The organism is Sphingomonas kaistensis, assembly GCF_011927725.1.
Taxonomy (GTDB): domain Bacteria; phylum Pseudomonadota; class Alphaproteobacteria; order Sphingomonadales; family Sphingomonadaceae; genus Sphingomicrobium; species Sphingomicrobium kaistense.
The window spans coordinates 2,427,210-2,438,943 of the sequence record NZ_JAATJC010000001.1; the positions used below are offsets into that span (position 1 = coordinate 2,427,210).

General features: G+C 70.0%; 13 protein-coding genes. All 13 read left to right on the top strand.

Annotated elements, in window-relative coordinates:
- Window positions 1-71 precede the first annotated feature (71 nt).
- The 13 genes from GGQ97_RS12025 (at window position 72) to GGQ97_RS12085 (ending at window position 11,624) form a co-directional block, all read left to right on the top strand.
- Window positions 72-875, top strand: coding sequence for a type II secretion system protein N (locus GGQ97_RS12025; protein WP_168069877.1), 804 nt, complete (start codon window positions 72-74; stop codon window positions 873-875).
- Window positions 872-2,986, top strand: coding sequence for a type II secretion system secretin GspD (gspD, locus tag GGQ97_RS12030; RefSeq protein WP_168069879.1), 2,115 nt, complete (start codon window positions 872-874; stop codon window positions 2,984-2,986). The genes GGQ97_RS12025 and gspD overlap by 4 nt, the downstream gene beginning before the upstream one ends.
- A 70-nt stretch (window positions 2,987-3,056) precedes the next feature.
- Window positions 3,057-4,577 carry a type II secretion system ATPase GspE gene (gspE, locus tag GGQ97_RS12035; protein ID WP_168071032.1) on the top strand — a complete coding sequence of 507 codons (1,521 nt, stop codon included), beginning with the start codon at window positions 3,057-3,059 and terminating at the stop codon, window positions 4,575-4,577.
- Complete coding sequence (gspF, locus tag GGQ97_RS12040) at window positions 4,570-5,802, top strand: type II secretion system inner membrane protein GspF (RefSeq protein WP_168069881.1); 1,233 nt, start codon at window positions 4,570-4,572, stop codon at window positions 5,800-5,802. Before gspE ends, gspF begins: the two co-directional genes overlap by 8 nt.
- Window positions 5,803-5,807: 5 nt before the next feature.
- Complete coding sequence (gspG, locus tag GGQ97_RS12045; protein WP_168069883.1) at window positions 5,808-6,242, top strand: type II secretion system major pseudopilin GspG; 435 nt, start codon at window positions 5,808-5,810, stop codon at window positions 6,240-6,242.
- Window positions 6,211-6,684 carry a GspH/FimT family pseudopilin gene (locus GGQ97_RS12050; RefSeq protein ID WP_168069885.1) on the top strand — a complete coding sequence of 158 codons (474 nt, stop codon included), beginning with the start codon at window positions 6,211-6,213 and terminating at the stop codon, window positions 6,682-6,684. The genes gspG and GGQ97_RS12050 overlap by 32 nt, the downstream gene beginning before the upstream one ends.
- Complete coding sequence (gene gspI, locus GGQ97_RS12055) at window positions 6,681-7,037, top strand: type II secretion system minor pseudopilin GspI (protein ID WP_342448531.1); 357 nt, start codon at window positions 6,681-6,683, stop codon at window positions 7,035-7,037. Before GGQ97_RS12050 ends, gspI begins: the two co-directional genes overlap by 4 nt.
- A complete protein-coding gene (locus tag GGQ97_RS12060; protein WP_168069887.1) occupies window positions 7,034-7,630 on the top strand; it encodes a type II secretion system protein GspJ in 597 nt (198 codons plus the stop codon). Before gspI ends, GGQ97_RS12060 begins: the two co-directional genes overlap by 4 nt.
- Complete coding sequence (gspK, locus tag GGQ97_RS12065; RefSeq protein WP_168069889.1) at window positions 7,627-8,601, top strand: type II secretion system minor pseudopilin GspK; 975 nt, start codon at window positions 7,627-7,629, stop codon at window positions 8,599-8,601. Before GGQ97_RS12060 ends, gspK begins: the two co-directional genes overlap by 4 nt.
- A complete protein-coding gene (gspL, locus tag GGQ97_RS12070) occupies window positions 8,598-9,695 on the top strand; it encodes a type II secretion system protein GspL (RefSeq protein WP_168069891.1) in 1,098 nt (365 codons plus the stop codon). The genes gspK and gspL overlap by 4 nt, the downstream gene beginning before the upstream one ends.
- Window positions 9,692-10,186 carry a type II secretion system protein GspM gene (gene gspM / locus GGQ97_RS12075; RefSeq protein ID WP_168069892.1) on the top strand — a complete coding sequence of 165 codons (495 nt, stop codon included), beginning with the start codon at window positions 9,692-9,694 and terminating at the stop codon, window positions 10,184-10,186. Before gspL ends, gspM begins: the two co-directional genes overlap by 4 nt.
- Window positions 10,183-10,890 carry a type II secretion system protein N gene (gene gspN / locus GGQ97_RS12080; protein ID WP_168069894.1) on the top strand — a complete coding sequence of 236 codons (708 nt, stop codon included), beginning with the start codon at window positions 10,183-10,185 and terminating at the stop codon, window positions 10,888-10,890. Before gspM ends, gspN begins: the two co-directional genes overlap by 4 nt.
- Complete coding sequence (locus tag GGQ97_RS12085; protein ID WP_168069896.1) at window positions 10,887-11,624, top strand: prepilin peptidase; 738 nt, start codon at window positions 10,887-10,889, stop codon at window positions 11,622-11,624. The genes gspN and GGQ97_RS12085 overlap by 4 nt, the downstream gene beginning before the upstream one ends.
- Window positions 11,625-11,734: the final 110 nt, after the last annotated feature.

Sequence of the window (11,734 nt, forward strand, 5' to 3'; positions counted from 1 at the left end):
TCATTGCCATGCAACTTTGCTTATTCAGGGGCTTCTGGCGGGAAGTTGAACGGGCCTGAATGCGGCGTACCATGATCATTCGGCGGGCGGTGGCCGCGCGGCAACTGCTGCCGCGCGACGTCTACTTCTGGCTGAAAGCGGTCCTGCTGGCGCTGGTGGCGGTCCAGGCGGCGCGGCTGATCTGGATCCTTGTCACTCCGCTTGGCCCAGTCGGGCGCTGGCTTCCACCGGCGCCACCGACCATTCCCGCAACAGCGCAGCTCGCGCTGTTCTCGACCTTCGATCCATTCGCCACCGCGCAGGCGCCGGCGAATGCCGCCGCTCCGGCGCCTGCGGTCAGCGGCTTTACCCTGTTCGGCACCCGCATGTCGTTCGGCGGCGCACCGGGCTCCGCGATCATCGCCGGCGCCGACGGCGTGCAGACAAGCTATTTGGTCGGTGAGGAAGTGGCGCCCGGCGTCCGCCTGCTGTCGGTCGGTTTCGATTTCGTTCTGCTTGGCGGCAACGGCGCCGAACAACGGCTTGCGATGGAAGGGGCCGAGCCGCCCGTCGCTGCAGCAGCCGCCGGCACCGTTCCGGCTGGAAGCGCAGCGCTTGCACTGACCCCCGCCGCGATCCGCAACAATGTCGCTTTGGCCCCGCGGCTGGTCGCGGGGCGGGTCAGCGGATTTCTCGTCAGCGCGACCGGAAACCCCGCTGTCCTCGCCCGCACCGGGCTTCGCGACGGCGACATCATCACGCAGGTGAACGGTCGCCCGCTCACCGACCCTGCCGCACTCCAGTCCCAGCTGAGCCCCGGCGCCCGCCTGTCGCTCACCGTCGAACGCGGTGCCGCAACCGTGCCGGTGGCCTTGCTGCTTGAAGGAAATCCATGAAGCCGCTCTCGATCTTCCTGGCCGGAGCGATGCTCCTCGTCGCCGTCCCTGCGCCCGCGCAATATGCGCTGAACCTGCGCGACGTCGACGTCCGGGCCCTCGCCTCCGACGTGGCCAAGACCACCGGCCTGACCCTCGTCGTGGACGGTCGGGTCAACCAGAAGGTCAGCGTCACCACCCGCACCTCGCTCAGCCGCAGCGAATATTTCGAGGTGTTCCTCTCGACCCTGCGCGCCAACGGGCTGGTCGCCATCCCCATCCGTGGTGGCTATCGCATCCAGCCGGTCGAGGGCGCGGCCAGCCAGCCGACCCGCATCGGCAGCCGCAACGCCTCGCGCAACCAGGTCGTCACCGAGATCTTCCGCCTCCGCAACATCGAGGCCGCGCAGGCGGTCGAGACGCTTCGCCCGCTGGTCAGCCCGCAAGGCAGCGTCACTGCCAATCGCAATGCCAACAGCCTGATCGTCGTCGATTTCGCCGACAACATCGCCCGCGTCCGGCAGCTGGTCGGGTCGATCGACCGGCAGAGCCAGACCAACCAGATCGTCTACCTCCGCAACGCCGGCGCGCGCGAGATCGCGACCTCGCTGTCGGCGCTGGCCGGCCAGAACAGCGGCGTCGCCGTGTCCGCCGTGGACAGCAGCAACGCACTGGCGTTCAGCGGCGAACCGGGCGCCGTCGCACGCCTTGCCGCCATTGCCCGCGACCTCGATACGCGCGCCTCAGGCAACGCCGACATCCGCGTCTATTTCCTCGAACATGCCGATGCCGAGCAGCTCCTTCCGGTACTGCAGCAACTGCTCGGCCAGCCGGTGACGCAGGGCACCAGCGCTCCGTCCTTCATCCGCAGCCAGGAAGGCGAAGGCACCGGTGCTGGCCCGGCCACGCCCGCCCCCGCCCCGGTGCAGAGCAGCGGCAACGGTGAACAGAATAATGGCATCGCCCGCCGCGGGCCGGCAGTGGTCGCGCGCTATCCGGGCACCAACGCGATCGTCATCGCCGCCAACGCCGACGTGCAGCGCCAGTTGGGCGAGGTCATCCGCCAGCTCGACACCCGCCGCGAGCAGGTGCTGGTGGAAGCCATCATCGTCGAGATCGGCGACCTTGCCGCCAAGCGCCTCGGCGTCCAGTTCCTGCTGGCCGGCCAGAACGCCCCGTTCCTTGCGACCAACTACTCGAACGCGGTTCCCAACATCCTGACGGTCGGCGGCGCGATCGCAAATTATCAGCTGGGCCGGACCACCACCACCAGCACCGACGGCACCGTCACCACCACGACAGATCGCCCGCTCGGCGACAACATCACCGACGCCGCGGTGCAGTCGGTGCTTCAGGCGACCGGCGGTTTTGCCGGCGGCCTCATCGACATCGGCAAGAATGCGGTGTTCGGCGCGATCCTCAACGCGGTGAAGTCCGACACGCAGAGCAACATCCTGTCGACCCCGTCGATCATGACGCTCGACAACCAGGAAGCGAAGCTGCTGGTCGGGCAGGAAGTCCCGGTCACCACCGGCGAGCGGCTCAGCACCAACTTCGACAACGCCTTCCGCACCGTCCAGCGTCAGAACGTCGGCATCCAGCTCGACGTCAAGCCGCAGGTCAATTCGTCGGGCTCGATCAAGCTGTTCCTCCGCCAGGAAGTGTCCAGCATCGCCGGCCCGGTCGCGACGGGCTCGGCCGACCTCATCATCAACAAGCGCGAGTTCAAGACCGTGCTGACCGTCGACGACGGCGAGATCCTGGCGATCGGCGGCCTGCTCGACGAGAACGAGCGTCGGACGATCGAGAAGATCCCGCTGCTCGGCGACCTGCCGGTGCTCGGCAACCTGTTCCGCTCCAAGAGCCGGTCCAAGGCAAAGACCAACCTGATGGTCTTCATCCGCCCGACCATCATCCGCAGCGCCGCCGACGCCCGCCGCATCACCGCCCAGCGCTACGGCACCATCCGCAACGACCAGCTTCGCGTCCGACCGCTCGAGGAGCCGTCGATCGACACGTTGGTCCGCGACTATCTCGGCACCGTCCCCCCGATTGCCGTCGAGGAGCGCCCGGGCGACCTCCGCTACGGCCCGCCTCCGCCACCCCCACTGCCCGCGCCCGTGCGTGGCTGAGCCTGTGGAGAGCGAAGCCAAGGAACTGGTGGTCGACACGCCGGCCGTCCCGCTCGACGAGGACCCGCTGCTGGCGGACGTCCAGGCGACCGAGCTGCAGTCGGTTCCTGTCACCGCACTGGTCGACCTGCCCTTCGCCATCGTCCGCGAAAGCGGTCTGCTTCCGCTCCCGCGCGAGGATGGCAGCCTCGAGGTCGCGCTGCGCGAAGGCGCCGACCCGCGCCGCCTGATCGAGCTTCGCCGCCACCTCGGCCAGGCCTTCGACCTGCGCCGGGTCACCACAGCCGAATTCGATCGCCTGCTGCAGGACCGCTACGCGCTGGGCGGGAGTGCCGCCGGGCTGGCGCAGTCGATCGGCGACGAAGACGGGCTCGACGCCCTCGCCAGCGGCATTCCGACCGCCGAGGACCTGCTCGCCTCCCCCGACGATGCCCCCGCCATCCGTCTCATCAACGGCATCCTCGCCGAGGCCGTCCGCGCCGGGGTCAGCGACATCCACATCGAGCCTTATGAGAGCGGCCTCATCGTCCGCATGCGCCGCGACGGGGTGCTCAAGGAATCGCTGCGCATGCCGGCCCACGTCGCGCCGGTGGTGGTCAGCCGCATCAAGGTCATGGCCCGCCTCGACATCGCCGAGCGACGCATTCCGCAGGACGGGCGGATCGGCGTCCAGCTCGGCGGCCGCGCGCTCGACGTGCGCGTGTCCACCCTCCCCAGCCGCGCCGGCGAGCGGGTCGTGCTGCGCGTGCTCGACAAGCAGCAGGCCGGCCTCACCCTTGAACAGCTCGGCCTGTCGGGCGCCGCCGCCGACATCCTCGTCAAGGCGCTGGCCGAACCCAACGGCATCATCCTCGTCACCGGGCCGACCGGATCGGGCAAGACGACCACGCTTTATGCTGCGCTGGCGCACCTCAACGATGGCAGCCGCAACATCCTGACGGTCGAGGATCCGGTCGAATATGCGATGGACGGGGTCGGCCAGACGCAGGTCAATTCCAAGGTCGGAATGACCTTCGCCAACGGCCTTCGCGCCATCCTTCGCCAAGACCCCGACGTCGTGATGGTCGGCGAAATCCGCGACCGCGAAACAGCCGACATCGCGGTGCAGGCCTCGCTGACCGGCCACCTCGTCCTCTCCACCGTGCACACCAACGACGCCCCGGGCGCCATCACCCGCCTGCGCGACATGAAGGTCGAGCCGTTCCTGCTCGCCTCCTCGCTTCGCGCGGTCATCGCCCAGCGGCTGGTCCGGCGGTTGTGCGACCAGTGCCGGGCGCCCGAGGAGGATTCGACCGGCGCCGCGGCCCTACTCGGCTTTCCGCCCGAGACGATCCTCTACCGCCCGGTCGGCTGCAAGGCCTGCAACGGCGCCGGCTATCGCGGCCGGATCGGCTTGTTCGAGGCGGTCGCGGTCGACGCCGAGATCCGCCGCCTAATCCTCGGCGACGGCGATGAGGGCGCGATCGCTGCCCACGCTTTCGCCCATTCGCCGAGCCTCTATGCCGCCGCCCGCGCACTGGTCGCGCAGGGCGTCACCACCGCGGCCGAGGCGATCCGCGTGTCGCGCGCAGCGGAAGAACCCCTTGCCTAGCTTCGCCTACACCGCGATCGACCTGCGCGGTCGCGAACAGCAGGGCCGGCTGAGCGCCCCGACCCGTGAGGAAGCGCAGGGGCAGCTCACGAAACGTCGCCTCCACGTCCTGCGCCTCGCCGAAGCGCAGGACGGCGGATCGCCGACCCCGGCAAGGACCGGCATCACACTCCCGTGGCGGCGGGGCGAGCGCCTCCGCTTCCGTGACCTCACCCTGTTTACACGCCAGCTCGCCACCCTCACCTCGGTCTCCCCGATCGAGGAGTCGCTGCGCACCATCGCCCGGCAAAGCGATCGGCCCGAAGTCCGCGGCATCGTCGCCCGGGTCGCCGACGCGGTGGTGGAAGGCCGCCGCCTCGCCGATGCGCTCGGCCGCGAACCGCGCAGCTTCCCGCCACTCTACCGGGCGATGGTATCGGCCGGCGAAAGCTCGGGCTCGCTGCCCGACATCCTCGAACGCCAGTCGGTCCTGCTCGAACGGCAGGCGGCGATGCGCTCCAAGCTCCTGTCGGCGCTCGCCTACCCCGCCGTCCTGACGCTGGTGGCTCTCGGCGTGGTCGCGGCGCTGATGATCGCAGTGGTGCCGCGCGTGGTTGAGCAGTTCGACAACGTCGGCCAGCAATTGCCCTTGCTGACCCGCATCATCATCGCCCTGTCGAGCTTCATGGCCAACTACTGGTGGGCCTTGCTGTTGCTGATCGGCGGTGGCCTCGCGTTGCTGTCGGTCGCGCTCCAGCGGCCCGACACTCGGCTGGTGATCGACCGCTTCCTGCTCCGCCTCCCCTTCATCGGCCGCCTGGTCCGCGATCTCCATGCCGCAAGCATCGCGCGCACGCTGTCGACCATGATCGGCAGCCGCCTGCCCCTGATCGAAGGACTGCGCCTCACTGCCGAGACGGTCCACAACCGCGCCCTGCGCGCCGCGACCGAGGGGCTGGTCGAGGCGATCCGCCGCGGTGGCAGCCTGTCGGGCGCGCTGGGCCGGGCCGGCGTGTTTCCGCCCTTGCTCGTCTACCTCGCGGCCAGCGGCGAAAGCGCCGGCCGGCTGGAACTGATGCTGGCCCGCGCCGCCGACTATCTGGAGCGCGAGTTCGACGCTTTTACTACGACCGTTCTGGCGCTGCTCGAACCGATGATCATCGTCGTTCTCGGCGTGATCGTCGCCACCATCGTGCTCGCCATCCTTCTTCCCATCCTGCAGCTGCAGTCCCTAGTCGGAGCCTGACCGAAATGCCGCGCCAACCCGCTCGCCCCCGCAATCGCCGCAAGCCCCGCCGCAACGGCTTCACGCTCGTCGAATTGATGGTCGTGATCGTGATCATCGGCCTGCTGGCGACCGTCGTGATGATCAACGTCCTTCCCAGCCAGGACCGGGCGATGACGACCAAGGCCCGTGCCGATATCGCGACGCTCAGCCAGGCGATGGAAATGTACCGCCTCGACAACATGCGTTACCCGCCCTCGCTCGAGGCCCTGTCGCAGCCGCGGCCGGGGGGCGGCGGCTCCTACGTCCGCAATCTTCCCGACGATCCGTGGGGCCGTCCCTACCAGATGAGCGCGCCCGGCCAGAACGGCAGCCCATTCGACATCGTCTCGCTCGGCGCCGACGGCACGCCCGGCGGCGAAAATGAGAATGCCGACATCCGTGGTTCCGAGCAGCCCTGACCGTCGGCGCGAGGCCGGCTTCACGCTTGTCGAGCTGATGGTCGTGCTCGCCGTGATGGGCCTGCTCGCCGGTGTCGCGGTATGGCGCTGGCCGGCCGGGAACAGCCGGGTGCGGGCGGACGCGGTGGCGCTCTCCAGCCGGGTCGCCGCCGCCCGCGACCAGGCGATCATCTCCGGCCGGCCGCTGGCGCTTGAAATCGACGCGGCCGGCTATCGCTTCGTGCAACGCGGGGAAGAAGGCTGGGAGCCGGTGGCCGAGCCAAGCCTGCGCGAACGCCGCTGGAGCCGCGGAGTCAGGCCGACCGGCGCCGCCACGGCCTCCGCCCGGCTGGGCTTCGACAGCGTCGGCCTGCCCGACCGGGCGCTCGACCTCACCCTTGCCGGGGACAGCGCCAGCGCCGTGGTCGAGATCGCAGCCGATGGCGAGGTCGTCGTGAAGTGACCCGCAACGGCTTCACCCTGCTGGAAATGCTGGTCGCGCTGGCGGTCTTTTCGATCGCCGCGCTCGCCCTGCTGCGCCTCGATGCCGTCGCGGTCGCCACCGCCACCGAGCTCAAGGCGCGCGAGGGCGCCATGCTCGTCGCCGAAAACGAGGCCGCGCGGATCGCGACCGATCCGGCCGCGCCCCCGCTCGGCGTCGCCAGCCGGCGCGTTGCCAATGGCGGGCAGAACTTTGTCGTCGGCCAGTCGGTCGCGCCGACCCCGGACCAGCGCCTTCTCCGGGTCGACCTCGCGGTGCGCGGCGCCGACGTCCCCGCCACCGTCCGCCTGACCTTCATCCGGAGCGCGCGGTGAGACCCGGTCCCGCCACGCGCGGCTTCACCCTGGTCGAGATGGTGGTCGCACTGCTGATCTTCGCCATCCTTGCGGGCGCCGGGGTCGGGCTGCTGCGCGCCAGCGTCGATACGCAGGAAGCCGTCGGCGGAGCACTCGCCGATCTCAGCGCCGCCGCCCGCCTTCGCGCCCTGCTGTCGGCCGACCTGACCCAGGTCGTCGTTCGCCCGGTCGACGGCGCCCCGGCTGGCTTTGCGGGTACCTCGACCGAACTGCGGCTGGTCCGCTCGTTCGAGCCAGCCGAGCGCGTCGTGGGCTCGAGCGGGTTGCAGGCGATCCGCTGGCAGGTCGAGGGCGGTCGCCTCGTCCGGCAGTCGGTCACGCCTTCCGGGACCGCAACCGGCCCTGCCGCCGTTCTTGCACGCGACATCGACGCCGTCTCACTCCGTTACCGGGCCGCGGACGGAGGCTGGCGCAGTCAATGGGCACCGCTCGCCACCGAGGCCGCCTTGCCGCGCGCCGTTGAAATGCGGATGCAGCGCCGGGGCGAAGCTGAAGTCACCATCACCGTCGCCCTTCCCGAAGGCCCGGCACCGGCAAGGACGACGGCATGACCCCGCAACCCCATGAGCGCGGCGCCGCCCTCCTCACGGTCCTGATGCTGGTCGCGGTGATCGCGACGCTGGCGGCAACCACCCTTGACCGGCTGACCGTCGCCACCCGCCTTGCCGCCAACACCAGCATTGCGGCCCAGGGCCGGCAATGGCTCGGTCTCGCCGAACAGCTTGCCGCCGTCCGCTTGCAGGATCTTGCCGCCCTCGATCCCGCCCGCACCCGCGGCGGCGCCTTGCTTGGCCAGGTGCGCGAGATCCGCCTGCCCGATGGCGGCACGTTGCGAGCCGAAGTCCGGGACGGCGGCAATTGCTTCAACCTCAACGCCCTCGCTCGTGACCAGATCGACGGCACCACCGTCGCCGATGTCGCCGCGGTTCAGCAATTCTCGCAGCTTTTGATCCTGCTCGGCGTCGACGGTTCGCGCGCCGCCAACATCGCCTCCGCCGCTGCCGATTGGGTCGACAGCGATCTCGTGCCCCTGCCCGCCGGGACCGAGCAGGCCCGCGCCGGAAGCGCCTGGCCGCCCGCCAACGCGCCGTTTGCCGACGCTGCAGAGCTGGGCGCGGTGCAGGGCGTCACGCCCGATCTCCTCGGCCTCGTCCTGCCGTTCCTGTGCGCTCTTCCCGAAGGCGGGCCGCAGGCGATCAACCCCAACACCCTTCTGCCGGAACAGGCCCCGCTCCTTTCCATGCTCGCACCGCAGCAGCTCTCGATCGGCGCCGCCCGGGCGCTCATCTCCGGCCGTCCCGCCGGCGGCTACGACAGCAGCGTCGCCTTCTGGCAGGCCTCCGGGATCGCCGCCGACGCCATCCCCCCGGGCGCGGCCGAGCAGGTACGACTGAAGTCGCGCTGGTTCGAACTTCGCGCCCAAGTCGGCAATGACGGCCAGTCGCTCAGCAGCACGACGCTCCTCGACCTGCGAGAAACAGGTGCCCGGATCGTTCGCCGCCGCTACGGAGACTGGCGATGAGCGATGCCACCCTCCTTCTTCTCCCCGCGGTCTGCGATCCGGCGGATGCGACGGCCTGCTGGTGGCGGCTGTCCGGCGATGCTGTCCTCTCCGACCATGTCGATGCTGACTGGCGCAGCCAGGGGCTGCCGCTGATCGCGCTTGCGCCGGTCGCCTCGGTGCGCCTCGACTTTCCCGACCGCCACGGCGAAACCGCGCGTCAGGCTCAGGCCATCGCCCGCTCCGCCGCGATCGAGCAAGGCATGGCCGACGCCGCCACGCTGCACGCCGTCGCGGGGCTGCTCGACGAGCGGCTTGCGACCGCCGTGGTCGCCAACGGCAGCATGATCGAATGGCTCGACTGGCTCGCCGCGCATGGCGCCGATCCGGTCGCCATCCTGCCCGCGGGCGCCCTCATCCCGCCGAGCGAAAACTGGTCGTCGCTGACCCTCGGGCCCGATGGGGTGCTCGCGCGCGGCGGGCTGGTCGCGCCGGACGAGCCTGCCATGCGCGACATGCTGGTGGAGCCGGGCGAAGAGGTCGAGCTGCTTCCGCCGCACCTCGTTCACCAGCGCCTCCTCGCCCTGGCCCAGCTGCTTCCGCTCAACCTTCGCACCGGCCGCTTTGCCCGCCGCCGCCTGCTCCTGCTCGACTGGCGCCGCCTGCGCGAGCTTGCTGCCCTCGCGCTGCTGATCCCCCTGCTCGGCCTGGTGATGGGCCTGGCCCTCATGATCCGCCTCGACCAGGATGCGTCGCGGCTCGAGGCTGAAACCGCGCGCCTGACCAGTGCCGCCATCGGTCAGGAGGTCTCCGCGGCCGCGGCGGCGGCGGCGCTCGACACCCGGATCGGAGCGACGCCAGGCGCCAGCGGCTCGCCCTTCCCGCCGCTCGCCGCCCTCTATCAGCAGCTCCAGCAATTGCAGGGAGTCACCGCCGTCTCGGTCACCTATCGCCCCGACGGGACGCTTGCCGCCAGTCTCGCCGCCACCCGGGTCGAGGACATCAACCGCCTGCTGCTTTCGCTCCAGCGGCTAGGCTACCGCGTGACCGCCTCGACCCGACCCGGAGCCAGCGGGCAAATGATCGCCGACCTTACCCTGCGGAGCGCGGAATGAACCCGCTCGTCCCCGTCAGTGGCTGGTACATGGCCCGCACCGTCCGCGAACGCTGGCTGGTCGGAGTGATGCTTGCGATCGCCATTCCACTGCTCTGTTTCCTGCTTATCTATCGCCCGCTGACCGCCGCGATCGAACGGGCCGAGGAGCGCCATTCGGCCGCCGTCCGCAACCACGGACTGGTGCTCGCCCGCCTTGCCCAGCTCGACCAGGTGCAGCGCCCGGCCGTCGCCCTTCCCGCGGGCAGCGCCCCTCTGTCGCTGCGCATCACCGAAGCTGCCGCATTGGCCGGCGTCTCGCTCAGCGCCAACGAGCCGCGAGGGACCAGTTCGGCCCTGATCACGCTTGCCCCGTCCGCGCCCACGGCGGCGCTTCGCTGGTTGCGGCAACTGGAACAACAAGGGATCGTCGTGCGCGAACTCACCATCACCCCGCAGCAAGGCGGCCAGGTCGTGGTCACCTCCACCCTGTCGCAGGCAGGGTCGCAATGAACTGGCGTTGGGCGGTCTGGACCACCGGCATCGCGCTGATCGCGCTGCTGTTGCTGCTTCCGCTGCGCATTGCGCTGTCGGCAGCCGACCTCCAGCAGCTGGGGTTGAGCGCCCGGCAGGTCGGCGGCACCATCTGGCAGGGCCGCATCGGTGAACTGACGCTCGGCCGTCAGCTGCTCGGTACCTTCGACGTCCGGCTCGATCCTGCCGCACTGATGCTCGGCCGCGTCGCCATGCCGTTCGAACGTCTCGACCAGATCCAGGGCCCGCTGACCGGCGTCCTCCGCGCGGGCGGCTCGGTTACCGGGGTCGAACGCCTGAGCGGTGCAATTCCCGCCGCCAACCTCCTTGGCGGGGCCCCGATCGACAGCCTCACCTTCACCGACACCACCATCCTGTTCGAGGACGGGCGTTGCGCCCAGGCGAGCGGGCGGCTTGCCGCCAACCTCGCCGTGCGTTTCGGCCCGCTTGCGCTCGACCGCGGGTTCGCCGGCACCGTGTCGTGCGACGGCGACCGCGTGCGCGCGCGCCTCGCCAGCCAGGCCGGCTCCGAGCAGGTCGAATTCTTCGTCAGTTCGTCGGGCCAGGTGCGCGGCTGGATCACCATCCGCTCGCCGCTTCCAGGTCTCGACACCCTGCTCTCCACCTACGGTTTCAGGACCGGTCCCAGAGGACTGACGCTGCCGTTCGAAACGCGGCTGTGATCCATCTTGCCGGGGGCGTCGCCGGGTTCCTGCTCGGCGCCATCTTCGGCAGCTTCATCGCAACCCTCTGCCTGCGCTGGCCCGAAGGCGAAAGCGTGCTTCGCGGTCGGTCGACCTGTGACGGTTGCGGCGAGCCGATCCCGCCTGGCCGCCTCGTCCCCCTTCTCAGCGCGGCGCTGTCGCGGGGCCGCGCAACTTGCTGCGGCAGCCGCATCGACCCCTTCCATTTTCGCGTGGAGCTGGCGGCAGCGCTGATCGGCGCCGTCGCGCTTGCGCTTGCCCCCTCGGGACAGGGGCTGGCCCTGGCCGCCTTCGGCTGGTTGCTCCTGCCCTTGTTCCTGCTCGACCGGCACCATTTCTGGCTTCCCGACCCGCTAACCCTGTGTCTCGCGGCGGCAAGCTTTGTGGCGGCGCCTTTCCTCAACGATGTCCCGCTCGCCGAGCGCATCGCCAGCGGCCTGGTCGCCGGTTTAGGCCTCGCCCTGATCGGCTGGAGCTACGCCCGCTTCCGCCACCGGGAAGGCCTTGGCCAAGGCGATCCCAAGCTGTTCGCGGCGCTCGCTTTGTGGCTTGGCCCGGAAGCAACCGTCGCGACCTTGCTTGGCGCCGCGCTGCTCGGCCTGGGCGAGGCGCTGGTCCGTCGCAAGGCCCGCGACGAAGCGCTGCCATTCGGCGCCTATCTGTGTCTCGCCGCCTGGCTGATCGCCACCCTGCGCGTTGCAGCCGTGCCATAATGTAACGAATATTCTGCTTGGCTGTCAGCAGCTTGTAACAGCCCAATGGCACTGGCAGGAGCGAATCATCGTCATTGCAAGGCTTGAAGGCCGGGCTCCCTGAAACGGGC